The sequence below is a fragment of the Oceanirhabdus sp. W0125-5 genome (assembly GCF_027938815.1).
Taxonomy (GTDB): domain Bacteria; phylum Bacillota; class Clostridia; order Clostridiales; family Clostridiaceae; genus Oceanirhabdus.
Genome location: NZ_CP115913.1, coordinates 4,374,051 through 4,398,512, shown reverse-complemented (window position 1 = coordinate 4,398,512; position 24,462 = coordinate 4,374,051). Strand labels below are relative to the sequence as shown.

The window sequence follows — 24,462 nt, the reverse complement described above, 5'->3', positions numbered from 1 at the left end:
GCTCTAAAGTGAAAATTCTAATTGATAATCTCTTGGATCATCTTCATAGAACTCCTGATTAATTTCCATTGCCTCTTCACAACCTATTGCAAAATAAAATGCAACTGTTTCTTCTGCTGAACCAGCACAAATTAAAAGTTTATCCCCGTTCCATTCTCTTGCAAGATCTGCACAAAGCATGAACAACTTTTTACCTATGCCTTTATTTCTATGTTCTAATGTAATAAACAGTTGGTCTAATAAAAGATATTTGAGTTTATCGCCATAGAAATTCTTATTAATTGTTGCAAAACCAATTAATTTATTATTATTATCAAAGGCACCAAATGCTGCACCACCACTTAAAATTGTATCTTTCAAGCTATTATAATGAGTTTCGTATCCATTCGGCCAATCTGATTCTTGATAATCTATCTGTACTAATTGACGGTTCCCGTTCACTTCTCTCCATGCTCTGGAAATATATTGAGCTGGATTTATATCATTTATACCTTTACAATCTTCAATTGTTAATATTCTATACACGAGATTTTGCATTAAGATTCCCCTCTTTTAATTATTTTTCTATTTTATATTTTAAACTATTTAGTAAGTAGAGTGTATGTAGAGAATAGTTTATAATTGTTTAGTACTTATTTAGTGTACACCAATTTGAAATGAAGTGATTTGGACTTGTAAAAAAACAAGCCTTCTTAGTTAGGCTTGTTTTTATTATAATTAAATATTTTTATTATTAGATATATAAAGTATAAGAACATTATAGCTATATATAATTTGTCAATTGTTGTGATTCCAGTTACGAGCATAAATATTAAACTTACTACAAATAAAGTCAATACCAATATGTCCACCTTATTCAAGGCTTTGAGTATTTTTTCTTTAAACAATGTTTACCCTCCAGTAATATTGCTTAATAAAATATATGCTTTGAGATTATCCTTTAGAATATCAATTGAGGAACAGGTAAGGAGTGCATTAAAGTAATTTGTGTATACTAATGCATAAATAAAACTATCAGAATGATATTATATTCATTCTGATAGTTTTATTTATATTATTTATTAGTGTATTTATTATAGGTATCTACTAAAATTTTATCTAGAGCAGCTTTAATCATATTTTGACTTATTGGATCAAGTTCTTCATAAGTAGGTTGAGAATCTGATTGTATAAGCCCTTCATCAATAAGCATATCTATTATTTTGCATAATAAAAAATTCTTTGTATCAGTATTAACATTATCATCTGAATCTGTTGGTTCATCAAATAATTCTGATAAAGATATTTTATAAAGAGATGTAATTTTTTTTAGCATTTCATATGAAGGTTCATTTCTATTCTGCTCCCAATGTCCTATGGTAGCTGGTTTAACACCAAGTAATTCTGCGAGATCTTTTTGAGTATAATTGTTGCTTTTTCTTAACTCAGATAACTTCTCTCCTATTTGAATATTCATGTATAATCCTCCTAATAATATATGTCTATAATATATTGTAATTTCCAGATAAATAAATAAATTTTTTAGATTTGAAGTACCGACTATTTATTCTTAAATAAAATCTAAAAAAATATGTTATGTAGTCAATATATATTCTATATTAAAAGTCGTGCGAACAAAAAGGGAACAGAGAGAAGTTCTATATAAAAAATATAATTTTTTTAAAATTTAGTAATAAAATAATCTAAAATATACATTTAGTTAAGGAAAAGTGAAGGTGTTGAGGTAAAATACATGTAATGTAGTGATAAAGCAACAAAAAGTATATTGTAAGAAAAAAATATTACAAAAAAGATACTAAAAGGGTATGAAGGTATAGACAAACTAGAAAAAGTAGTTATATAATGTGTATAAAGGAAATAATATCAAATTTAGAAATATAATTGAACATTTAAATAACAAGGGGGAAGATGGGATGGATGACGTAAGTTTAAAAGAATATATAGTTACTAGATTAGATGAAGTTAATCTTTCAGAAGAGGATTTACATAATTTATACTTAGAGTTAAAAAAAAATATGCTGAAGATGGGGAAAAATAGGGTGGTGCAAAATGAAAGATTGTGATTATAGGGAAGAAATTGAGAATGATCTTAAGAGATACTTGGATTGGTGCATAAGAATAGAAAGTGTAGAAGAGATATACGGATGTGTTGAAGACTTGGAGGATACAGAGTTAAATAGGATTAAAAGAAAGGTTCTTGCAATTAATAAAATTCTTAATAGACTTTCCGAGAAGAATAGAAAGATTATTAAAGAAAAATATTTTTATGGACACAGCAGAGAGAGAATACTAGAAGATAATAAATTATCTAAGAATCAATTTTATGAAGTTATAAGAAGGTTGTTGGGGGTTTTTGAAAGAGAAATAAACAATAGTATATAGTGAAGTTTAACTACAAAAAGTATATAGCTATACGAAAAGGTGACAAGAGGGGGCTAAAAACATAGACTTAATAGTAATAGCAGTTATATAATGTGTATAAGGAGTTAAATAGATATTTGATAGGGGGAAAGAAATGAAACTTGAAAATAGAATAATAAAAATGGTAGAGAATGATCTTAAGTGTTATCCAGATTGGGTAATAAAAATAGAATGTAATTCAGCGTTAGATAACAGGAGTATGAATTTTGGAAGTGGCAAGAGTGGAAATAGTTTTAGCAGTAAAGTTGAATTAGAAGCTGAGTTATTGATGGAGTTAAAAAGAAAAGTTATTACTATAGATAAAGTTATGGAGAGACTTAGGGATAAAATAAGATTATTAATTGAACAAAGGTATTTTTTAGAATATAGTAGAGAAGAAATACTTGAAGAAAATTCAATTAGTAAAAAACAGTATTATACATTAAGAAATAAAGCATTTGAATCTTTTGCTAGAGCCATGGGTTATATTGAGTAAGCTTATTGGACAAACTATAATAAATTGATTAAAGTAACCCTTTTATAAGGGTTGTTTTATTATAAAAATGGAGGAGGAAATAATGTTAGAAAAAATTATTGATTCAATAGTTACAACTTTACAGAGTTCATTTAAAGATATTGACATAAAATTAAATAATTTTAACCAGGAGCTAAGTAAAAATAGCTTCTTTTTAATTTTCATGGAGTCCATAACAGAGAACTTGGGAATGTGGTCCCACAGGGATAAAGTAAAAATAAGAATCGTCTACAGAGAATTTAAGACGACTAAGAGCCCGGAGGGGATACCCAAGTTTGCTGTTTATGATAAACTTAAGAATCTTTTTTCATCAGGGTATTTAGAAGTTGGAGAAAGAAAAATTACAATTATTGAAATGAAGGGAGGTACAAAGGATGAGGAGTTAAGCTATATAACAAATCAGGAAGTCAGTTTTTATTTAGAAATTTTAGCAGATATAACTGATGTAATAACAAAAGATGATGAGGGTGAAGTTGCTCAAAAAATTAATTTAAAAATACTGGAGGGGTAAAAATGGGTTTACCAAGAATTGATATTAATTTTAAACAAGCTGCTACAGCGTTAGTAAAGAGAGCACAAAAAGGAGTTGTTGCTTTAATCTTAAGGGATACTAGTGGAATAGGTGTTCATACTATTAAGTCAGTAACTGATATTCCAACAGACTTATCTGATTATAATAAGAAGCAGATTTCTATGGCGTTAAAGGGTACAGTAAATCCGCCTAGCAAGATAATTGCTTATGTTCAACAGAGTACTGCAGCGGATTATAATGAGCCAATGGAGTATTTTGGAGCAGTTAATTTTAATTATTTAGCAGTTCCAGGTATTAATGAAGCTGATGTTTCATTAATTGCTACATGGATAATTGGATTAAGAACAAATGAAAATATAAGAGTTAAGGCAGTGTTACCAGATTGTTCAGAAAATAATGAAGGTATAATAAAATTCACTTCAACAGACATTGAAGTTGAAGAAGGTGGAGCAGTTGTTAAATATCAAGCAGCTGATTATTGTTCAAGAATAGCAGGTGCTTTAGCAGGACTGCCTTTAAATATGAGTGCTACTTATCAAGTATTGCCTGAAATAGTTGGTGTGGCTAAGTTAAGTAAAGAAGAGGCAAATAAAAAAATTGATGATGGTGAGTTAATCTTAATTAATGATGGAGAAAAGGTAAAGATTGCAAGAGGTGTTAACTCTTTAACTCAAACTACTCCAGACAAAGGAAATGATTTTAAGAAAATTAAAATCGTTGACACAATGGATATGATTGAAACAGATATTAGAAGATTAATTGAGGATAACTATATAGGTAAGATGCCTAATACTTATGATAATAAATGTATCTTAATTACAGCAATAAAAGTGTATTTTGAGCAATTAGAGAGAGAGCAAATCCTTGATAAAGATATGAATACAGTTGGAATTGATATGGAACTTCAAACTTCATTCTTAAAGGGAATAGGTGAAGATGTTGATCTAATGAATGAGCAGCAGATAAAAGCGGCAAATACAAAGGATCAAGTATTCTTAGTTAGTGAGATTAAGATAGTAGATGCTATGGAAGAGATAACATTTAATATTAATATGTAATAGTTACTTTTGAAGTCTTGGGGTATACTTGCTACAGGGATAATAGTAGCAACTTGTGGACAAGTATAACCCAAGTAGTATTGTAAATATTAAAGAAAATAAGGAGGAGTAATAAATGGAATCAAAGAGAATTATTAATGGTACTTGGGGAGAATGTTGGTTAGACTCAGATAAGGTTGCAGAATGTTTTGGACTTAAGGCAAAAGTTGAATTTAAGAAGGAAGAGATAAAAATTTGTGGATCATTTGCTACTGAAACAAAGACAGTAGGATATAAATGTAAGGGTTCAATGAAGTTGCATAAGGTGAATTCAAGAATTGCTAAGAAGTTAGGTGATGAAGCTAAAAAAGGAAAAGACTTAAGATTTACTATAATAAGTAAATTAGAAGATCCAGATTCATATGGAGCTGAGAGAGTAGTTCTTAAAAGTGTAAACTTTGATGATCTAACACTTTTAGATTGGGAAGCTGGTAAACCAGGTACAGTTGAAGTGCCATTTACATTTACTGATTATGAATATCTAGATACTATTTAAATTTAAAATATAATATGTAGATTAAAATCATAAAAAGGCGCGTGATACGCGCCTTTTTTATAAATTAATAAATGGAGGAGAGTTAAATGGGAAAAAGTACATTAGATTTATTATTAAAGGTAGATTTAGAGAAAATAAAGAAGCCTTCAAAAGAGGTTGAGGTAAAGAGGTTGACTGAAATTTTAGGAGAGAAAGTTATTTTTAAATGTGAAGCTTTAGATGCTGAAAAATTTGGGGAAATACAAGATAGTGCAATAAATATGAATAGTAATGGGGAATTTGATAGTCTTGATACCAATGAACTGCAGATATTTACTATATTAGAAGGGGTAAAAGAGCCAAGTTTAAAGAGTAAAGAATTAATGGATAAGTTTGGAGCTGTTACACCAAAAGAGCTTGTTAAAAAACTTTTATTGCCAGGGGAGATTTCAAGTTTATATGGAGTTATAAGTGATATATCTGGATTTAATGGGGATACAGTAATAGAAATAAAAAACTAATTGAAACTGATGGATTTACCGAGATGATGTACTACTACTGGAGTAGGAAGGGGGTAAGACCATCAGTTTTTTATAATATGTCTCATGGTGAAAAAATTGTTGTGAGAGCATTTTATGAGTATGAAATTAAGGAGAGGAGTAAAAGAAAATCTTATTGTCCCCTTCTTGGGGAAGAATAAAGGAGGATGATATTGTGATTGAAAATATCACCGACTCAGTACAGAAACTCACCAGGACTATAAAAATAGCGTCTATAAAAGTTAAAGACTTAGAAACAAAAATGAATAAATTGCAGTTCAATGATAATATTTTAAGCGGAGTGAAGACTTTTTCAAATATTGTTAATAATGTAGCTGTTAAAAAAATTAGTAATGATATCAATAATGTTTACTCAAAAAGTAGTGATTTGAAAAATGAGTTTAATAATTTTTCTAAGAGTGTTAAGGAAATACCAGTAAAGAATGTTATTGAAGATATAAACAAGAGTATATCAAGTGGAAAAGAACTAAAAGGAGCGTTTACAGACCTTGTTGGAAGTGTACAGAAGATATCTTTGGATGGAGTGAAATCAGGGATTTCAGAATCTATTGAGAAGGGGAATGCACTAAAGAATTCATTTGTTGAAATGATGAACTCAGCAGGAAACATCAAGGTGGATGGATTAATTCAAGGGGTTCAGGAGACGATAGGAAAGAGCGTAGAAGTAAAAGGAGCATTCAATGATTTAGTAGGTACAGTTAAGGGAATCAAACTTGATGATCTTAAAAACAGTATAGGAGAGAGTCTTGATAAAGGGAATAATCTAAAAGGAACTTTTGATGGATTTGTAGGAAGTTTAAAGAATATTAGGATGGATGGTTTCCTTGAGGGAGTAAACAAGAGTATATCAAGTGGAAAAGAACTAAAAGGAGCGTTTACAGACCTTGTTGGAAGTGTACAGAAGATATCTTTGGATGGAGTGAAATCAGGGATTTCAGAATCTATTGAGAAGGGGAATGCACTAAAGAATTCATTTGTTGAAATGATGAACTCAGCAGGAAATATCAAGGTGGATGGATTAATTCAAGGGGTTCAGGAGACGATAGGAAAGAGCGTAGAAGTAAAAGGAGCATTCAATGATTTAGTAGGTACAGTTAAGGGAATCAAACTTGATGATCTTAAAAACAGTATAGGAGAGAGTCTTGATAAAGGGAATAATCTAAAAGGAACTTTTGATGGATTTGTAGGAAGTTTAAAGAATATTAGGATGGATGGTTTCCTTGAGGGAGTAAACAAGAGTATATCAAGTGGAAAAGAACTAAAAGGAGCGTTTACAGACCTTGTTGGAAGTGTACAGAAGATATCTTTGGATGGAGTGAAATCAGGGATTTCAGAATCTATTGAGAAGGGGAATGCACTAAAGAATTCATTTGTTGAAATGATGAACTCAGCAGGAAATATCAAGGTGGATGGATTAATTCAAGGGGTTCAGGAGACGATAGGAAAGAGCGTAGAAGTAAAAGGAGCATTCAATGATTTAGTAGGTACAGTTAAGGGAATCAAACTTGATGATCTTAAAAACAGTATAGGAGAGAGTCTTGATAAAGGGAATAATCTAAAAGGAACTTTTGATGGATTTGTAGGAAGTTTAAAGAATATTAGGATGGATGGTTTCCTTGAGGGAGTAAACAAGAGTATATCAAGTGGAAAAGAACTAAAAGGAGCGTTTACAGACCTTGTTGGAAGTGTACAGAAGATATCTTTGGATGGAGTGAAATCAGGGATTTCAGAATCTATTGAGAAGGGGAATGCACTAAAGAATTCATTTGTTGAAATGATGAACTCAGCAGGAAATATCAAGGTGGATGGGCTTATTCAGGGTATTCAAGAGACTGCAACTAAAGGGTCAAGTTTACCAGGAGTATTTGGAGAAGCTTTTAACAAACTTAAAGAAGTAAACTTTGACAATATTAAAAGTGGAATTGAGGACGTAAAAGCTAAAAGTTTAAATGTGAAGGGTGCTTTTGATGAATTTTCAAGTAGTATAGCTAATATCAGGTTTAATGATGTAACTCAACAGGTGCAGCAGACAATTGATAAGAGTAAAGAACTTAGAAATTCTTTCAATGAATTTACAGGATCAGTTAAGAACATCAATATATCAGGATTAAAAACAGGTGTAATTGAAAGTATTGAGCAAGGAAAGAATCTAAAAGGAACCTTTGGAGAGTTCACTGGAAGTCTAGGAGAAATTACAATAGACAATCTTGGTGAGGGAATAATGAACAGTATTTCTAAAGGTAGAGAGTTAGGAAGAGCATTTGGTTCATTTAAAGCTAGTGTAAGGAATATTCCTATAGGAGAAGTTAAAGATCAGATTTCACAAGCCATTACTCAAGGGAAAAAACTTAAAGAATCTTTTAATGAGGTAATAAAGAGTGCTAAAAACATCGACGTTAAGGGATTAAAAGAGGATATAGGAAATTCAATTGAGAAAGGAAAAAATCTTAAAAATTCTTTCAGTGAATTAAAGAATTCTCTAGCAAATTTAACTATGAAAAATATCACAAAAGAGACAGAGGAAAGCATAAAGAAAACGAGTAAACTAAGAGAAACATTTAATAAGTTTAAAAATGGAATTGAAGATATAAAAATAAATACAAAAGTTCAGACGCCAAAACTTAAGGGATTTAAGGCTAAAATTATTGAATTTAACACAAGGTTAAAGACTCCAAAAATGAATAAGGTTAAGACTAAAATCATAAGACTTAAGACTAAAGTACAAACACCTAAAATACCATTACCTAAGGGTGTAGGAAAATCTATCAAAATGATAGTTGATGTTAAAAATAGAGGAAAGAACAAGTTTAACTCAATAAAACGCAAAGTAACTGCTTTTGGTAAGAAAAAATTTGCTCCTACAATTAGAATTAAAGATAAAACAAAAGGGGTATTTAATTCTATTAGAGGTAGAATGAAATCTCTTAAAGGATTAGGCAGTATTATGAAGTTAAATCCAGTTTCTATGGGATTAGGACTTGTTTCTAAAGCATTTACAGCTATGAAATCAAGAAGTTCTGCAAAAGGAAGCAAAGGTGGTAAGAGTTCAAAGGGTATTAAAGAGGCAATGGGACAGATAACAAAGCTTAACAATTTAATAAATGGTCTCCTTGGTGATGTGATGGCTGCCTTTATGCCAATAGTAGGACAACTATTAAAACCTATAACAAAATGGATTGAGAAAAATAGAAAAGGTATTCAGAAATTTGCTGGTGGAATTAAGAGATTTTTAGGAATAGTACTAGGTGCGGTGAAGAAGAACATGCCTACTATAAAGAAAGTTGTTACGAAGGTTGTAGGAAGCATGATGAAAATATTCCAAGGGATAAAGCCAGTTATAACGAAAATATTCCAAGCTCTTGGTCCAATAATGAAAAAGGCTTTTCAGGTTATTGGAAAACTATTTAATAAACTTCAGCCTTTAATAGGAAAATTTATTAAATTTGTTCAGTTCCTTGGACAAGTATGGACTAAGATGTGGCCAGTAATAAGTGATGTTCTCTCTGTAGCTTTCGCAATAATAGAGCCAATCTTTTCAATAATCATTAGTATTGTGGGATTGATGATGGATGCATTTATGGCAGCATGGCCAGCAATTCAAACTGTTGTTGAAACTGTTTGGGGAATATTAAAACCAATCTTTGAAGGTATTGGAAAAGCTCTTAAAGCTGTTTCAAAAGCTGCTGGATGGATTGCTGATAAAATTGGTGGTTTCTTTGGAAAGAAAAAGAATAAAAATGATAAAGATGAAGAAAGCGGCAGTTATGAGAGTAATAATGTTAAAGGTTATGCAGTAGGAATTCAAAGTGTTCCTTATGATAATTTCCCAGCTATTTTACATGAAGGTGAAAGAGTTTTAACTAAACAAGAGTCAAACTCTTATAGAGGAGCTTCTAAGGTTAATATTGCTAAATTAGCAGATACAATTGTTATAAGAGAAGAGGCTGATATTGATAAGATAACTAATAAACTTGTATTTAAGATTAAAAATGCAGGATTAAATATGGTATAGGGGGAGAAAAGATGGAATTTTGGTTTGAGTTAAAGAAAGAGAAATTTAGATTACCTGTACCTCCAGCAGACTTTTCAGTAACAAAAGGAAACAATAATTCTACAGCGTTAGTTGAGGGATTAGGAGAAATAACTTTAATAGGTCAAAAAAGATTATCTACTGTATCAATATCAAGTTTTTTCCCAAACAATGACTATGGATTTTGCCAATATAGTGATTATGAAAAGCCATATTATTACGTTGAACTCTTAGAAGAATGTTTATCAAACAAAGAATCTTTAGGGTTTTTTATAACAGAGACCAATATAGATATGGAATGTTCTATTGAGAGTTTTGCTTATGGAGAAAGAGATGGAACAGGAGATGTATATTTTACTTTAGAGTTAAAGGAGTATAGTTCTATATCGGGAGAAAAGGTAATTAATAAGGAATACAATAGTTCTGATAATACTAGTAATATTGATGATATCTTAAATTCAATTAAGGAAAATTTAAAAAGGGATGTGAAAAAAGAGCCTCCAAGAACTTATTCAGTTAAGGCTGGTGATTGTTTGTATTTGATAGCAAAAAGGTTTTATGGTGATGGAAGCAAGTGGCCTGAACTATATAATAAAAACATAAATGTTGTTGGAAGCAATCCTAATCTCATATATCCTGGACAAGTTCTTACACTTTAAAAAGGAGGTGAACAAATGAAAATATTTGCACTTTATGAGAGTGGTGAAAGTGAAGAAATTACTTCATTTTGTAGTTCTATGGATATATCTGGAAGTGTTGAGCAGTGTGCAAGAAAATTATCCATAAGAGCTGCATTTCCTATACATGATCCAAATCATGGGAAGTTAAAGGCAAAAGCTGGAACAATAATATATGTTCAAGAGGATAATGGTGATGATATTTTCAAGGGGATAGTATTCACAAGAGATATATCATCTTCACAGGAAATAACACTTATGGCATATGACTTTTTAATTTATCTTTTAAAATCTAATGGAACTTATAATTTTCAGAAAGCATCTTTAAGTTCAGTTATGGATACCGTATGTGGGGAGGCTGGGTTATCAGTTGGCAGCACACCAGGTACAAGTGTACAAATTAATAGAATTTTTCAGAATGAATCACTTTTTTCAATAATTAAGAAGGTTTTAAATGATATAACCTTGGAAAGTGGAGTAGAGTATGTAGTTAATATGAAAGATGAAAAGGTTAATATTCAAGAAAAAGGTGAGGTAGTTACTGAAATAACAGTAGATTATGAGAAAAATCTTCTATCCACAAGCTTTTCAGATTCAATTGAAGATATGATAAATACGGTGAAGGTATTTGACGAAAAAGGAGAATGTGTTTCTGAAGAAAGAGAAGATGATTGGATAAATAAATATGGTATATTTCAAGAAACTTATGAGGAAGAGGAAGGAAAAAACTCTTCTTCAGTTGCTAAAAACATGATGAAAGGATTACAGGAAAAATTATCTGTAAGCATTTTAGGTAATTCTGAGTGTATATCTGGTAGTAGTGTAAAAGTAAAAATTCCATATATAGGTGAGGTTGATGGAAGAGAAATGTATATTGAAAGTGATACTCACACATGGGATTTTGGAGCTTGTTCATACACAACTAACCTATCTTTAGTTAATAAGATTAAAAAATAATAGAGTATAAAGGAGGTAACAGCATGCTTAAGGATCCATATGGTGAAATGGTAATTATGATGAAAAGATTTGGGGCAGCATATAATCCACCTACTATACAGATTGGAGAAGTGTCTTCTGAGGATCCACTAGTTATTAAAATTGGAGATCTTGAGATAGATAAGAATAATCTTTTAGTAGCAGATTATCTTCTTGCTGAACATAGTAGAACTGTGAAGTTAGATGTATTGCAATGTGAAGGGTATAAAGATTGTTTAAGTAGGCAGCCAGATAATTTTGTTTCTCAAGTACAGCCAGGAACACCAGGAACAGCATCTACACCTACTGTGGTTACAATGGTGCCTTCAGATAAAGAAGAGAAAGAGATTATTGCAGAATCAACGTTAATATTCACTGATACATTAAAAGTAGGTGATTTAGTAGCTATTATGCCTACTAGTGAACTTTCAAAATTTATAGTTTTAAGCAGGGTAAAGAAATTATGAGTATATTACCTGTGTTTAATAGAGAATTTGTGGAAAATATTAATAACGTTGATGTGAATAAAGAATCAATAGAACTTCCTTATCCAAGTGAATATGACTGGGATTTTGAAGGTGGCAGGTTTAAGTATGATAAGTATAATAAATGTAAAATAGTTACAGGGAATGAAGCAATAAAAATATGGATATATAAGATGCTTAAAAGTGAAAGGTATAAGTATTTAGCCTATTCATGGGATTATGGACAGGAGTTTCATGATATTTTAAGTAATGGTTATACAAAACAAGCTCTTGAAAAAATAATTCCTAAACATTTAAAGGAGGCTCTTATGATAAATCCATATGTTAAGAAAGTAAAGAATATTAAAGTTATTTTAGAGGATGAAAAGGTTAATTTGGATTTTGATGTTATAACACCGTATAGTGAGGTGAAGATTAATGTTTAATAAAAGTGAAGAGAGTATAAGAAATAGTTTACTTGATATGGTACCTTCCAATATACCAAAATTTGAAGGTACTTTTATTTATGATGTGATTTCCCCATTAAGTTGTGAATTGTCGATTCTATATTCTAATTTACAGAGAGTTTCAGATAAAATGTTTTTAAAAAATTTAGATAGTGTTGAGTTAGAAGAGAGAGGAAAAGAATATGGAATTACAAGGAAATTAGGAAAAAAAGCAAAAGGGAAAGTAAGATTTTACGGGAATTCTACTGGAGGCAAGCATCCTGTTGGTATTGCTGTACAAACTGATGATGAATACAAGGGATATATATACAAGACAGTTGAAGAATTTGAGATTGATGATGAAATAGGTTACACAGATGTTAGTGTTGAAGCCGAACATATAGGAGAAAAATACAATGTTGAAGCGAAAAGTCTGAGTATTTTACCAATTAAGGAAAAGGGAATAACCTCAGTAAGTAATTTGGAGAGTATTTCAGGTGGAAGTGATTGTGAGTCAGATGATGCTCTTAGGAGAAGGATTTTATTTAAGCTACAGAATCCTGCAACATCAGGGAATATAACTCATTATAAGGAATGGGCACTAGAAATGACTACAGTGGGAGATGCCAGAGTATATGCTTTAGGAGAAGTAAAGAACACAGAAGAGGGGAATGCCACTAGTGACAGCGATCTTGAAACAAGAGGATTAATTATTGGAGAAACAACAATTAATGTAGGAGAAGTTCTGATTGTTGTAATATCTCCTGACATGAATCCAATAAGAAGTGATGAAAGTATTGGGGAAATAAAAAAGCATATTGACAATAAAAGACCAATTGGAGTTAAAACTATTGTAAAATCTGCAAAGGAAATTCCAGTAGAGATAACAGGAACAATTTCTCTTTCAGATGGTGCAATAATGGAGGATGCAATTGAAAATTTTGTTGTAAAACTAGAAGAGTATAGGAAAAAGATAGCTTTTACAAAAGGTGAAATAAGTTTAGCTATGATAGGTGCGTTTTTAGTATCACTGCCTCAGGTTATGGATTATGAGCAATTAAGAATTAATGGAAGTGATGTTAATAAAGGCATAGAGGAGTATGAGGTTCCTGTTTTTACTATAAATCTTCATGCAAAGAATAATGTATAAGGTGAGGTGAAAAGATGAGTGAATTTCTTAATGAATCAATTGATATATTGAGGGAACTTCATAGAGAATTTGAAATTAATCAAACTGATATTGATTATATTCTAAATAGATTTTACCAGTACCTGCCAGAATATTTAGTTCCATATATTAGGAGTAATAATATTGAAGAAAAAAAGGATAATCTGAATGAACTTCAGACATTGATGATATTAGTATTTCCTAAGGTGATAAGAGAACTTAATGAAATCATTATTGGAATGGAAAAGCAACTTTGCATATCAACAGCCCATGGAGAGGGTATCACTCAATGGGAGGAGATGCTGGGATTATTTCATGAACAGGATAAAGAGGAAAATCTAAGAAAAGAGAATATTAGATCTAAATTAAGATCATCAGGTACAGCTACTATTCAATTAATAAAAGATATAACTAAATCCTACTCAAAAGGAACCTCAGAAATAATTGAATATCCTGATAAGTTTCATTTTGATATTAAGTTTAAAGATGATAATGGAGTGCCAGAAAATATAAATGAAATATCAAAGAGAATAAATGAAATTAAGCCAGCCCATTTAACCTATGCCTTTATCTATACTTTCGTATTGTGGGCTTATCTTAAAGAACGAAAATGGAATGAATTATTATCAATTAAATGGAGTGAATGTAGAAAGAAGACAAATATATCATAAAACATGGAGGGAAATTATGAGTGAAGATAATAATAGAATAATAGATGAAATACCTAAAACGATTAATTATAAATTTTTGAAGCCAAGACCAGATGATTTTGTGGATATTGATCATATTAATTATAATTCTGATTTGATTGATAAAACTATTAAAATTAATGAAGATGCTATAACTCAAAATGATATGAAGATCAATTCTGTTTCACAGGAACTTAAAAATGAAAAGTTTGATAAGGCTGGCGGAGTGATAAGTGGAAATACTACTGTTAATGGAGATATTATTGTTTCAAAGAATCACAAAATAGCATTTTATGATGAAACAGGAGCTCCAGGTGGAGCAGCAATTCACATGCTAGGTGAAGACTTGGTTATAACTGAACCAGAGGATAGTAATAAAGAGTGGGCAAGGTTTAAAGATGATGATGGATTATATGTATATGGAAATAAAACTTGGACAACCGCTAACTTTAATCCAGCCACCAAAGCTAATGAAGTGGATATGAAAAGTGTAAAGAATTCAATTAATACCATAAATGCTAAAATAGAAACAAAAGAAGATAAAATCAAAGTAGCAGAAGTGGAAAATATAGCAAATAAAGGTGTCTTAGATGCTGCTAAAGCTCAAAGTAAAGCAAATACAGCATATTCTTTAGCTGGAGAGGGTAAATCAGCGGCACAGGCTGCACAAACAAGAGCAGATCAAGCCTTTAATAAAGGAACAGATGCTCATAACGCTGCTAATGTTGCTGATGGAAAAGCTGTTACTGCTCAGAAAAGAGCTGACTCAGCATATGCATTAGCTGATGATGGAAAGAAAAGAGCTGTAGCAGCTCAAGTTAAAGCAAATCTTGCTGATAGCAATGCAGTAGCTGCGCAGACATCTGCTGACGAAGCAAAATCAGCAGCAGATAATGCACAAAGAACGGCTAATGAAGCAAAAACCAATGCTGCAACAGCTCAAAGTAAGGCAAATAGTGGTTATTCTAAGGCTGTAGCAGCACAACTAACAGCAGATACAGCCTTATCTAATGCTTCAAAAGCGCAAACCAAGGCTGATTCAGCATATACGTTAGCAACTCAAGGGAAGAATGCAGCAGCAACAGCACAAACAAGAGCAGATCAGGCATTTAATAAAGGTGTAGCTGCCCATGATGCTGCTAATGTTGCTGATGGAAAAGCTGTAACTGCTCAGACAACAGCAAATACAGCTAAGACAAACGCTGCTACTGCTAAGACTAGAGCAGATCAAGCATATACAAAAGCTGAGAGTGCTTTGAATACTGCAAATGCAGCAAAGTCAAAAGCAGATACTGTACAAACTAATTTAAATACAACTAATGGGAATGTAAGTAAAAATTCAAGTAATATTTCAAGTTTATCATCAAATAAGTTTGATAAAAGTGGTGGAACTATAGGGGGAAATACAGTTGTTAATGGAGATTTAACAATTCCTGTAGGAAAAAAAATAATCTTTAAAGATACAAGCAATGCAGATGCCGCAGCAATATTAATAAGTGGAGAGGATTTAATCATAACTGAACCAGAGGAGAGTAATAAAGAATGGGCACGGTTTAAGGATGACAATGGATTATATATTTTAGGAAAAAAAGTATGGACTGAAGGTAATTTTAATCCAAGTACTAAGGCTAGTACAACAGATCTTAATACAGTTAAATCTACTGCTTCCCAAGCTAAATCTACTGCAGATTCAGCTTTAGCAAAAGCTAATCAGGCTTTTCAATCAGCCAGTGAGGGTAAAAAAAGTCTTGGTAGTGCTCTTACTGGCGTAGGTGTGCAAGGAATACCTGCTTCTACTCAACTACCAAGTAAAACTTTTAGCTGGTTTTCAAGTATGATTACAAATAATACAAAGGTATTTAAAGAAGCTAGAGAGAGTGGAGATTTTTATGTTAGTGGGTTTGGATTTACTCCTAAGCTTGTTGTGGCAAAAACGTATTATAAAATTAAAAGGACCGAGTACAGAGAATTAATTAAGCCGCCATACGAACCGGATGATCCAAGAACCTATGAAGAAGAACTTAGGCGAGAGGATGAGAGAATAATTCAGGATCCAGATATATATGAACCAATCACACAAGTTACCTACAAGAGTGACTATAAATATTATGTTTATAGTTATTACAATATAGGAAGCAATATACTTGAATTCAAAAACTCAGGTTCAGTTACTTCAAGAAGTAATAGCACAAGTTCAGCCTATTATGTTACCAGTGGTAAAATGAAGTTTGGAAACTTACCAACTTTATTTAATGGATTAACTCCAAGAGGTGAGGTTCGTGAAGAATTTATTGAAAGATATATAGACTACACAATAATAGGATAAAAAGTATTATTTGAAGAAATATTGGTAGGGACGGTTCAAAGAACCGTCCCTTATAGGAGATGAAGAAATGGATATTAATAATTCAATTTATGAGATGTTTATACAGCTAGGAGTTGCAGGAGCAGCTCTTCTTTTGATTTTAGTATTTATTATTTTGCTTTTTAAATTGTTTAGTAAAATCAGTTGGAGAGAAAATAACGAACAAAATTCTAGAATTGATAAATTATGTGACAAGATAGACAATCTTATTTCTAGTTATGCAGAGAATACACAGAAACTAAATGAAGTTTTACTTGTGAACGACAAGGATCAGAAGAATACTTTAAAAACATTAAACAGATTATTGGATATTATTATTGATTTACAAAAGAAGATCGAGAAAATTGATATCATAACAAGTAAATATATTGAGAAGGGAGATTAAAATGTTTGTTTGGGTTTGGGAAATTGAAAATTGTATAAAGAAACAGGGATCATATAAGGATTTTGTCCAGAGTCTTAAGGAGATAGGGATAAATAATCTATGTATTAAATTCCATGAAGGATCAAGTGAGATTGGAGATGGTGTTAATTTCAAAAAGGCTTTTTTAAAATATGCCCCTATGTTAAAAAAAGATGGATTCAAAATAGGGAGTTGGGGATACAATTATTTTAACAACATTACAAAGGAATCTAAATTAATATGTGAAGCAATAAATAACTCAGATTATTATATCTTTGATCCTGAGAGAGAGGTTAAAGGTAAAAAAGCTGAAAGTGAACTGATTTTACAGATAGTACGAGAGAAACATCCAAAAGCATTGATAGGTTACTCATCTTATCCATTTATGACTTATCATAAAAGTATTCCCTATGGGGTATTTGATAGGTATTGCGATTTTTTCAGCCCTCAAACATATTTTTATGAGATGAATTGGAGTGTTAATAAATGCATGGAAAAGTTTAAGAGAGACTATAAGGAATTTGGTCTTAAGAGTAAGGTTATTCCTTCATTAGAGGGATTCAAACTGAAAGAAAACATATATAGCAATTTTCAAAAGGAGTATTATCAAAACTTTGGAATATGGTCTTTGGATTTTCTTGATAATGAGTTTATTGAATGGATAAAAAATCATAATGTTGATAGGAATAGTAATAAAAAAGACACTATAGGTTTTGAAATAAGAAATACAGTTTTAGAATTACAAAAGACTCTCAATTATTTGGAAATTAATGATTATGATGATAACCCATTAGTGGAGGATGGATTATTGGGGGAAAAAACCATGAGTGCTCTTGAAAAATGTTCATTAGTTTATGGGGATTGTGGAGAATTAGTTGAATTTGTTCAGGCTTTGTTAATTGACCAAGGTGAATTAGAAGAAGAGTTTTTAGTAGATGGCATTTTTGGAAAAAAGACATTAATGAGAGTTAAAGCATTCCAAAAGGAAAACAAGTTAAAACAAGATGGAATAATAGGCTTGAATACTTGGAGAAGATTAATAACGTAATTTAATCTAAGGAGGGTTAATAATAGATATGTTTAATGAAATCTATGGAGTTATTTTAAAAGGAGTACTTATTATTTTATCAGGGGTACTTGCAGTAATAGTAACTACTTTTATTGATTATTTAGGAAAAAAACGAAAAGAAATAATAATAAGGATTGGAAAAGAACGATATAATGAAAATTATAGAATTGGTAAAATGATATATTATGCTGTAGAGCAGAAATTTAAAAATACAGCAGGTAAAGCAGAGGAGAAAAGGGAAGAATTTGATAAACTAATATTAGAAAAGATTCCCTTGTTAACTGAGAAGGATATCGAACTTTTAAGAGAAAGTATAGTGGGTGAAATTAATAATAGTATTAAAGAAAACGATTTATTTAATGAAGCTTAATGATTAGGGCAAACACTGATATGTAACTGAATATCAGTGTTTGCCCTAATTTTTGTTTTAATTAATGAAAAAGAATGAACTGGAAATATTATTATTTGGATTATCTATCCAGTTATCAATTGAATTTTTTTCATCATTGCTTTTAGGAAGTATTTGATTAATTATCTCCTTAAAATCAGCTTTTAAAATTTCTTTAATTGTGATATCGGTAAAAGCATCATATTCACATGAATAATCTCTTAAAGTTAAAGTTACTGAAGTAAATGGAGTATTGTTATTTAATCTCCATACATCAACATCTGAATCATTATAAGTAAGTTCAGGTGCTATGTCATTTTTGTAGTATTTTAAATCTTCTTTAAGGTAGATTGGAATTTCAGCCATTAATGATACGTCTAATAAAGGTACTGGCTTATAGGGCTGTTCAATAGTTTTTAGGATCCCACCCTTTGGAATATACAGTACTTTTTTAGCACTGTAACTATAGTCAGCTAGTTTTTCTACGTCTTCAAAAAGGTTTTTTGAATTTAATACAATACTGATGATTTTTCTACCATTTCTTTCATATATAGCACCGAGACATCTTCCAGCCCTGTCAGTATATCCTGTTTTACCACCAATACAACCAGCTTTATTTAAGTTTTTGTTTCTATTAGTTAAGGTTCTGCTAGGTGTATTTAATGATTTTACAATGCTCTTTTCCTTATTCATTGATTCTCTGACCCATGGGTTTTCATAGGCTGCTTTAAATAACCTCATTAAATCATAGGCTGTTGTTACATGTTCAGGATAATCTTTATCTAATCCATTAGCAGTTTCATAATGGGTATTTTTCATTCCTAACTCAATAGCTTTATCATTCATCATTTTCATAAAATTTTCTGTGTTTCCTGCAACATTATCAGCTATAACATATGCTATATCATTTGCAGAATATAATAGAAGCATGTCCATAACATAATCAGCACGTATTTTATCCCCGATTGCAATATATTGAACGTTTTCTCTGTAGGAATACGCTGGTTGTTTAGCTGCTGATTCTGTATAAACTAACATATCTGTTTTTTCCATATTCTCTGCTAAAAGTAAAGCAGTCATTACTTTAGTTATAGAAGCTGCATAAATCTTTTTATCAATATTTAAGGTGTAAATTATCTCATCTGTTTCCATATCATAAGAAATTGCTGAAGATACTGATAAATTTAAAGTTTCATTAGTTGTTTCATCTGCTAATACTATATTTGCACTTAAAATCAAAATAGTAAGCATCATTAATAATGTCTTTTTAAAGCTTTTCACAAAATCCCCCCAAAACAATATTAAATTTTTTCTTATATATGTATTAAATATTTGAAATATTTATCTATGTTAATTATAAGGCATAAGGATAATGTTGTAAATTAATATAATAGGAGGAAAAAGAATAGTTGATATTTTTGATTTATACATGAAATTACATAGAATAAGTGTAGTATAATAGAAGAAATGTATGGATTTTGAGAAATATATTATTTAGATAAGAAAGAAATTGAAATATATTTCGATAATAATATATAATCTATTTAGACGAGAACTGATAAGAAGGTAGGGAGATAAATGAGTGTTGTTAATGTGAACCCTAAGGATGTTATATTCTCTTTAGATATTGGAACTAGAACTGTAATTGGTACAGTTGGGGTTATGAGAGATAAGAAATTTTCTGTTATTTGTGAGGAAATAATAGAGCATGAAGATAGAGCGATGGTAGATGGTCAGATACATGATATTGAACTGGTTAAAGAGGGAGTTCAAAAGGTTAAAGAAAAATTAGAAAGTACCCTTGGATTTAAACTTACTAAAGTTGCAGTTGCAGCAGCAGGTAGACTTTTAAAGACCACTGAGGTAAAAAGTGAGTTAGAGGTTGAAGGTGATAAAGAGATAACAAAAGAGATTATAAAAAGTTTAGAGATGACAGCTGTTAAGGAAGCTGAAGAAGGAATAACTGAAAGCTCAGGTGGAAGACTCTATTGTGTTGGATATAGTGTGAAAAACTTTTATTTAAACGGGTATCTAATAAGTAATCTTTTAGGACATAAAGGGGAAAAAATTAGCTGTGAGGTAATAGCTACATTTCTTCCAAGGTCAGTGGTGGAGTCTTTATATACTGTTGTAAATAAGCTGGAACTTGAGGTTATGAATATGACCCTTGAACCAATTGCTGCAATGGAAGCTGCTGTTCCTAAAAATTTAAGATTACTTAATATTGGACTTGTTGATATAGGGGCAGGAACTTCAGATATTGCTATTTGTTCAAAGGATAGTGTTGTAGCTTACGGTATGGTTCCTATGGCTGGAGATGAGGTTACTGAAGTGATTGCTCAGAGTTACTTAACTGATTTTAATACTGCTGAGAAAATAAAATGTGGACTTTTAAATCAGGAGAGTGTTACATATATAGATATCATGGGGTTTGAGAACTCTGTTACTAAAGATGATGTTACAAAATTGATAAGTCCTCTTGTTGAGAAAATTAGTGAAGGAATATGTTCAAAAATTATTGAGTTAAATGGAGGTAAAGCTCCAAATGCAATATTCCTTGTAGGAGGAGGAGCGCACACTCCAGGATTAAAAGAGGAAATAACAGCTAAGTTAAATTTAGTTCCACAAAGAATTGCAGTTAAAGGAAGAGAAGCTGTTGTTGAATGTGAGGGGGCTGATGATTCCTTAGGAAGTACAGGTGTAACTGTTCTTGGAATAGCACTTATGGCTGTAAAAAATTCAGGTCATGATTTTATAAATATAACTTTGAATGGTGAGGTTATATCATTATTTAATTGCTATAATCACACTGTTATGGATGTTTTACTTCAAGCAGGTATTAATCCTATGAATCTTATCGGTAAGAAAGGCAAGAATATTAAATTCGTATTTAATGGAAGACAAAGAGTTGCTTTTGGGGGAATGCCAAAAGAATCAGTGATTTCTGTTAATAATTTAATAGGTAGTTTAGATACAGTAATTAAAGATGGTGATGAAATTTCATTAGAATATTCTGTAGATGGAGAGGATGCAGCACCAAAAGTTAGTGATTATATTAAGCTTGTAAATACAACATCATTTTATCTTAATGATGAATTTAAAAATTATGAACCAGAGATACTCATAAACGAAGAGGCAGGAAACTTGGATTCATTAATTAAAGATGGAGATGAAGTTCAGGTTATTGATGAATGCAGTATAGCGAATATAAGAAGAGCATTTGGGATTAATAAAGATATTGAAATACAATCAGAAGGAAAAACACTAAATGAGGATTATATAGTAGGAGAAGGGGAAAGAATCAATACTATAGACGTGTTTGAAGCGGTTGCTTGTGAAAGTTCAGAAGATAAAGAAGATAATAAAGAAGCTTTAAAGGAAGAAACTACGTTAAATACTGAAAAAGAAGAAAATGAAATTACTGTTATTGTAAATGAAGAACAATATAGGATGATTGGAAAAGAAAAATATATTTTTGTAGATGTATTTAACTATATAAAATTTGATCTTTCAACTCCAAAAGGAAATCTTAGAATGACCCTTAATGGGAAAAATGCTGGATATTATGATCAACTTTCTAATGGGGATGAGATTAAGATATTTTGGGAATAAGCTTAAAGAAAATGTATAATGTATAATGGAGAATGTATAATGATTGACATTTCTCTCCGAGAAATTTTAATAATATTGTTCATGGAACAATAAGGGTTTACTCGTTTCATTTGTAATGAAACCTTGTAATATAAATACAATATTTTATCACAGATAAAATGAGTAAAAACTTTTTATGCTAAAGAACAATTAAATGTAGTTTCTGCGTATGCAGAAACATCAATCATTATCAATTATACATTATCAATTATACATTTGTTTTTATACGCACGCAGCGCGTGCTTTATAAAAGGTGGGTGAAATCATTGAATAAAATAGATTTTAAAAAAGAAGCAGAAAATATAAGAGAGCTTACTGTAAACATACGAAGAGAGCTTCATGAGATTCCAGAAATCGGTTTTGGGTTGAATAAAACTCAGAATAAGGTAGCATCATACTTGGAAGAATGGGGTATTTCTTATGTAACAATGGCTGAGACTGGAATATGTGCATGGATAAACAAAGAACTAGAGAAGGAAAAATGTATTGCTTTAAGAGGTGATATGGATGCGCTTCCTATAGAAGAGGATAGTGGAGTTCCTTTTAAATCAAAACACGAGGGATGCATGCATGCTTGTGGACATGATGGGCATACTGCTGTACTTCTTGGAGCTGCTAAGATATTAAATGAACATAAAGATGAATTAAAGGGATGTATTAAATTAATATTTGAACCTGCTGAGGAAACTGTTGGTGGGTCAAGAGTTATGATTGAAGAGGGAGTTCTTGAAAATGTTCAGGCTGTAATTGGATTGCATGTAGATGAAGAATGTGAGGTAGGAAAGATAAGAGTCAATTATGGAGCGGCTATGGCTGCATCTAATCCATTTAAGATTACTGTTAAAGGAAAAGGTGGTCATGGAGCAAGACCACATGGCACAATAGACCCTGTTGTTATAACTTCAAACATAATAATTGCTCTTCAGGATATTGTGAGCAGGGAGACATCTCCTACAGAACCTTGTGTTATTTCAGTTGGAAAGATAACAGGAGGAACAACAGCCAATGTTATTCCAGGCAGTGTTGAATTTGAGGGTATTATTAGAACACTTTCAAATGAACACAGAGAATATGTTAAAAATAGAGTTAAAGAAGTTGCAGAAGGAATAGCTAAGACAATGAGAGGGGAAGCAGAGGTTGAGATTTTTGAGAGCTACCCATGTTTAATTAACAATGATGATATGGTACAATTGCTTATTGGCTGTGCAAATGATATAATTGGTCAGGATAATGTTTTAATAAAAAAACATCCTAATATGGGTGTGGAGAGTTTTGCGTACTTTGCTAATGAAAGACCAAGTGTGTTTTATTTCCTTGGAAGTAGAAATGAAGAAAAGGGAATAATACATCCAGCTCATAACTGTAAATTTGATATAGATGAGAGTTGCTTAGAGTTAGGAGTTGCAATTCAATGCAGAGCTGCATATGAATTCTTGAACGAAAATATAATATAGAATGAAATTTTGTAACCCTATCCAATTCTAAAAAGCTTTGAAACGTAGCTGTTTAAAATTAGATAGGTAACAAAATTTAAGTCATTCTATACTAACGGAGGAAAATTATGAGAATTGAAATAGGTAAGAACGAGGCAGGACAAAGACTAGATAAATTTTCTAGAAAATTATTTAAAGATGTTCCTATGAGTAGGCTATATAAAGCACTTAGAAAAGGTGACATTAGAATCAATGAGAAAAAAGCTAAAGAAAACTATATATTATGTGAAGGAGATGTATTTACTGCTAAATACGTTACCTCTGAAACAGCTAAGAAGGTAGGAAAAAGTGAACATATAAAAGTTGATAAGGATAAATTAAAGAAGATTTATGAGGATAAGAATATTCTTATTGTTGAAAAATGGCCAGGTGTGTTAACTCACTCAAGTGATGATTCTGGAATCCCAACACTTACAGATCATGTTTTATCTTATCTTGATCAAAAAGGTGATTACAGACCAGAGGAAGAGGTAACATTCAAACCAGCTCCATGTAACAGATTGGATAGAAATACTTCAGGTGGAGTAATATTTGGAAAGACATTTACAGCAATGCAAGAAATGAATGAGCTTATTAGAGAAAAGCAGATTGATAAGTATTATCTTGCACTTATAAATGGAAGAATTAAAGATGGATTATATGAAGGTTATATAAAGAAGAATGAAGATAAGAATATCTCAAAGGTTTATAAAAAAGAAGTTGAGGACAGCAAGAAGATATCAATGGAAGTTAAACTTCTTGAGAGTGTAGGAGTACATTCTCTTATAGAGATAAAACTTATTACTGGAAGAAGTCATCAAATAAGAGCACATTTAAAAGAACTAGGACATTCAATAGTTGGTGATAGAAAATACGGTATTAAAGAGGTAAATGAGTTTTTTGATAATAAATTCGCATTGAAGTTCCAATATCTTTATGCATATAAGTATAAATTCAATGTAGAGGAAGGAAAAGAGCTTTCATATTTAAATAATAAGACGATTACAGCTGCTTTACCTCCAATATTTAAAACTATTAAGAAGGATGTAATGCGTTTCTAAGGAGT

Annotated in this window: 24 protein-coding genes; 21 read left to right on the top strand and 3 right to left on the bottom strand. The window is 31.1% G+C overall.

The genetic code is table 11. From position 1 onward, the window contains the following. Window positions 1–3: 3 nt before the first annotated feature. Entirely contained in the window at window positions 4–537 is a 534-nt protein-coding gene (locus OW730_RS20535; RefSeq protein WP_271225917.1) for a GNAT family N-acetyltransferase, read from the bottom strand. A 517-nt stretch (window positions 538–1,054) separates the two neighbouring features. Beyond that, window positions 1,055–1,456 (bottom strand): helix-turn-helix domain-containing protein, encoded by a 402-nt coding sequence (locus OW730_RS20530; protein WP_271225916.1) that lies wholly within the window; start codon window positions 1,454–1,456, stop codon window positions 1,055–1,057. Between the two features lie 457 nt (window positions 1,457–1,913). Here OW730_RS20530 and OW730_RS20525 point away from each other — a divergent pair, with 457 nt between their 5' ends. From OW730_RS20525 to OW730_RS20440, 18 genes are all read left to right on the top strand, one after another. Next, window positions 1,914–2,063: a hypothetical protein gene (locus tag OW730_RS20525; RefSeq protein ID WP_271225915.1), complete on the top strand. Its 150-nt coding sequence runs from the start codon at window positions 1,914–1,916 to the stop codon at window positions 2,061–2,063. Further along, the gene (locus OW730_RS20520; protein WP_271225914.1) at window positions 2,050–2,382 is read left to right on the top strand and encodes a hypothetical protein; all 333 of its coding nucleotides are present in this window, start codon (window positions 2,050–2,052) and stop codon (window positions 2,380–2,382) included. The genes OW730_RS20525 and OW730_RS20520 overlap by 14 nt, the downstream gene beginning before the upstream one ends. Window positions 2,383–2,515: 133 nt before the next feature. Next, window positions 2,516–2,896, top strand: coding sequence for a hypothetical protein (locus tag OW730_RS20515; RefSeq protein WP_271225913.1), 381 nt, complete (start codon window positions 2,516–2,518; stop codon window positions 2,894–2,896). An 82-nt stretch (window positions 2,897–2,978) separates the two neighbouring features. Next, window positions 2,979–3,446 carry a phage tail terminator family protein gene (locus OW730_RS20510; RefSeq protein WP_271225912.1) on the top strand — a complete coding sequence of 156 codons (468 nt, stop codon included), beginning with the start codon at window positions 2,979–2,981 and terminating at the stop codon, window positions 3,444–3,446. Window positions 3,447–3,448: 2 nt separating this feature from the next. Next, complete coding sequence (locus OW730_RS20505; protein WP_271225911.1) at window positions 3,449–4,525, top strand: phage tail sheath C-terminal domain-containing protein; 1,077 nt, start codon at window positions 3,449–3,451, stop codon at window positions 4,523–4,525. A gap of 115 nt (window positions 4,526–4,640) precedes the next feature. Next, complete coding sequence (locus OW730_RS20500; protein WP_271225910.1) at window positions 4,641–5,060, top strand: phage tail tube protein; 420 nt, start codon at window positions 4,641–4,643, stop codon at window positions 5,058–5,060. 86 nt (window positions 5,061–5,146) lie between these two features. After that, window positions 5,147–5,560 (top strand): phage tail assembly chaperone, encoded by a 414-nt coding sequence (locus OW730_RS20495; RefSeq protein ID WP_271225909.1) that lies wholly within the window; start codon window positions 5,147–5,149, stop codon window positions 5,558–5,560. Window positions 5,561–5,753: 193 nt separating this feature from the next. Next, the gene (locus tag OW730_RS20490) at window positions 5,754–9,611 is read left to right on the top strand and encodes a hypothetical protein (RefSeq protein WP_271225908.1); all 3,858 of its coding nucleotides are present in this window, start codon (window positions 5,754–5,756) and stop codon (window positions 9,609–9,611) included. 11 nt (window positions 9,612–9,622) lie between these two features. Next, window positions 9,623–10,288 (top strand): LysM peptidoglycan-binding domain-containing protein, encoded by a 666-nt coding sequence (locus OW730_RS20485; protein WP_271225907.1) that lies wholly within the window; start codon window positions 9,623–9,625, stop codon window positions 10,286–10,288. 15 nt (window positions 10,289–10,303) lie between these two features. After that, on the top strand, window positions 10,304–11,263 hold the full coding sequence (locus OW730_RS20480; protein ID WP_271225906.1) for an XkdQ/YqbQ family protein: 960 nt from the start codon (window positions 10,304–10,306) through the stop codon (window positions 11,261–11,263). Between the two features lie 23 nt (window positions 11,264–11,286). Then, window positions 11,287–11,748, top strand: a complete 462-nt coding sequence (locus OW730_RS20475; protein WP_271225905.1) for a DUF2577 domain-containing protein — start codon at window positions 11,287–11,289, stop codon at window positions 11,746–11,748. After that, window positions 11,745–12,191 (top strand): DUF2634 domain-containing protein, encoded by a 447-nt coding sequence (locus OW730_RS20470; RefSeq protein WP_271225904.1) that lies wholly within the window; start codon window positions 11,745–11,747, stop codon window positions 12,189–12,191. Before OW730_RS20475 ends, OW730_RS20470 begins: the two co-directional genes overlap by 4 nt. Beyond that, window positions 12,184–13,341 (top strand): baseplate J/gp47 family protein, encoded by a 1,158-nt coding sequence (locus tag OW730_RS20465; protein WP_271225903.1) that lies wholly within the window; start codon window positions 12,184–12,186, stop codon window positions 13,339–13,341. Before OW730_RS20470 ends, OW730_RS20465 begins: the two co-directional genes overlap by 8 nt. 14 nt (window positions 13,342–13,355) lie before the next feature. Continuing rightward, window positions 13,356–14,030, top strand: coding sequence for a putative phage tail protein (locus tag OW730_RS20460; protein ID WP_271225902.1), 675 nt, complete (start codon window positions 13,356–13,358; stop codon window positions 14,028–14,030). Between the two features lie 16 nt (window positions 14,031–14,046). Continuing rightward, window positions 14,047–16,374, top strand: coding sequence for a hypothetical protein (locus OW730_RS20455; RefSeq protein WP_271225901.1), 2,328 nt, complete (start codon window positions 14,047–14,049; stop codon window positions 16,372–16,374). A gap of 67 nt (window positions 16,375–16,441) precedes the next feature. After that, window positions 16,442–16,798, top strand: a complete 357-nt coding sequence (locus OW730_RS20450; RefSeq protein ID WP_271225900.1) for a hypothetical protein — start codon at window positions 16,442–16,444, stop codon at window positions 16,796–16,798. 1 nt (window position 16,799) lies between these two features. Then, a complete protein-coding gene (locus OW730_RS20445) occupies window positions 16,800–17,864 on the top strand; it encodes a peptidoglycan-binding domain-containing protein (protein ID WP_271225899.1) in 1,065 nt (354 codons plus the stop codon). A 28-nt stretch (window positions 17,865–17,892) separates the two neighbouring features. After that, window positions 17,893–18,255 carry a hypothetical protein gene (locus OW730_RS20440; protein WP_271225898.1) on the top strand — a complete coding sequence of 121 codons (363 nt, stop codon included), beginning with the start codon at window positions 17,893–17,895 and terminating at the stop codon, window positions 18,253–18,255. A 57-nt stretch (window positions 18,256–18,312) separates the two neighbouring features. Here OW730_RS20440 and OW730_RS20435 read toward each other — a convergent pair whose 3' ends face one another. After that, window positions 18,313–19,554, bottom strand: a complete 1,242-nt coding sequence (locus OW730_RS20435; RefSeq protein WP_271225897.1) for a D-alanyl-D-alanine carboxypeptidase family protein — start codon at window positions 19,552–19,554, stop codon at window positions 18,313–18,315. Window positions 19,555–19,851: 297 nt separating this feature from the next. Between OW730_RS20435 and OW730_RS20430 the strand changes: the two genes are divergently transcribed. The 3 genes from OW730_RS20430 (at window position 19,852) to OW730_RS20420 (ending at window position 24,457) form a co-directional block, all read left to right on the top strand. Next, window positions 19,852–21,885, top strand: coding sequence for a cell division protein FtsA (locus OW730_RS20430; RefSeq protein ID WP_271225896.1), 2,034 nt, complete (start codon window positions 19,852–19,854; stop codon window positions 21,883–21,885). Between the two features lie 305 nt (window positions 21,886–22,190). Then, the gene (locus OW730_RS20425; protein WP_271225895.1) at window positions 22,191–23,378 is read left to right on the top strand and encodes a M20 metallopeptidase family protein; all 1,188 of its coding nucleotides are present in this window, start codon (window positions 22,191–22,193) and stop codon (window positions 23,376–23,378) included. Between the two features lie 107 nt (window positions 23,379–23,485). Next, a complete protein-coding gene (locus OW730_RS20420) occupies window positions 23,486–24,457 on the top strand; it encodes an RluA family pseudouridine synthase (RefSeq protein WP_271225894.1) in 972 nt (323 codons plus the stop codon). Window positions 24,458–24,462 lie beyond the last annotated feature (5 nt).

Bases quoted from the DNA above. Each gene is read 5' to 3' on its own strand.
- OW730_RS20535 (WP_271225917.1), bottom strand. From the start codon at position 537: ATGCAAAATCTCGTGTATAGAATATTAACAATTGAAGATTGTAAAGGT.
- OW730_RS20530 (WP_271225916.1), bottom strand. From the start codon at position 1,456: ATGAATATTCAAATAGGAGAGAAGTTATCTGAGTTAAGAAAAAGCAAC.
- OW730_RS20525 (WP_271225915.1), top strand. From the start codon at position 1,914: ATGGATGACGTAAGTTTAAAAGAATATATAGTTACTAGATTAGATGAA.
- OW730_RS20520 (WP_271225914.1), top strand. From the start codon at position 2,050: ATGAAAGATTGTGATTATAGGGAAGAAATTGAGAATGATCTTAAGAGA.
- OW730_RS20515 (WP_271225913.1), top strand. From the start codon at position 2,516: ATGAAACTTGAAAATAGAATAATAAAAATGGTAGAGAATGATCTTAAG.
- OW730_RS20510 (WP_271225912.1), top strand. From the start codon at position 2,979: ATGTTAGAAAAAATTATTGATTCAATAGTTACAACTTTACAGAGTTCA.
- OW730_RS20505 (WP_271225911.1), top strand. From the start codon at position 3,449: ATGGGTTTACCAAGAATTGATATTAATTTTAAACAAGCTGCTACAGCG.
- OW730_RS20500 (WP_271225910.1), top strand. From the start codon at position 4,641: ATGGAATCAAAGAGAATTATTAATGGTACTTGGGGAGAATGTTGGTTA.
- OW730_RS20495 (WP_271225909.1), top strand. From the start codon at position 5,147: ATGGGAAAAAGTACATTAGATTTATTATTAAAGGTAGATTTAGAGAAA.
- OW730_RS20485 (WP_271225907.1), top strand. From the start codon at position 9,623: ATGGAATTTTGGTTTGAGTTAAAGAAAGAGAAATTTAGATTACCTGTA.
- OW730_RS20480 (WP_271225906.1), top strand. From the start codon at position 10,304: ATGAAAATATTTGCACTTTATGAGAGTGGTGAAAGTGAAGAAATTACT.
- OW730_RS20475 (WP_271225905.1), top strand. From the start codon at position 11,287: ATGCTTAAGGATCCATATGGTGAAATGGTAATTATGATGAAAAGATTT.
- OW730_RS20470 (WP_271225904.1), top strand. From the start codon at position 11,745: ATGAGTATATTACCTGTGTTTAATAGAGAATTTGTGGAAAATATTAAT.
- OW730_RS20465 (WP_271225903.1), top strand. From the start codon at position 12,184: ATGTTTAATAAAAGTGAAGAGAGTATAAGAAATAGTTTACTTGATATG.
- OW730_RS20460 (WP_271225902.1), top strand. From the start codon at position 13,356: ATGAGTGAATTTCTTAATGAATCAATTGATATATTGAGGGAACTTCAT.
- OW730_RS20455 (WP_271225901.1), top strand. From the start codon at position 14,047: ATGAGTGAAGATAATAATAGAATAATAGATGAAATACCTAAAACGATT.
- OW730_RS20450 (WP_271225900.1), top strand. From the start codon at position 16,442: ATGGATATTAATAATTCAATTTATGAGATGTTTATACAGCTAGGAGTT.
- OW730_RS20445 (WP_271225899.1), top strand. From the start codon at position 16,800: ATGTTTGTTTGGGTTTGGGAAATTGAAAATTGTATAAAGAAACAGGGA.
- OW730_RS20440 (WP_271225898.1), top strand. From the start codon at position 17,893: ATGTTTAATGAAATCTATGGAGTTATTTTAAAAGGAGTACTTATTATT.
- OW730_RS20430 (WP_271225896.1), top strand. From the start codon at position 19,852: ATGAGTGTTGTTAATGTGAACCCTAAGGATGTTATATTCTCTTTAGAT.
- OW730_RS20420 (WP_271225894.1), top strand. From the start codon at position 23,486: ATGAGAATTGAAATAGGTAAGAACGAGGCAGGACAAAGACTAGATAAA.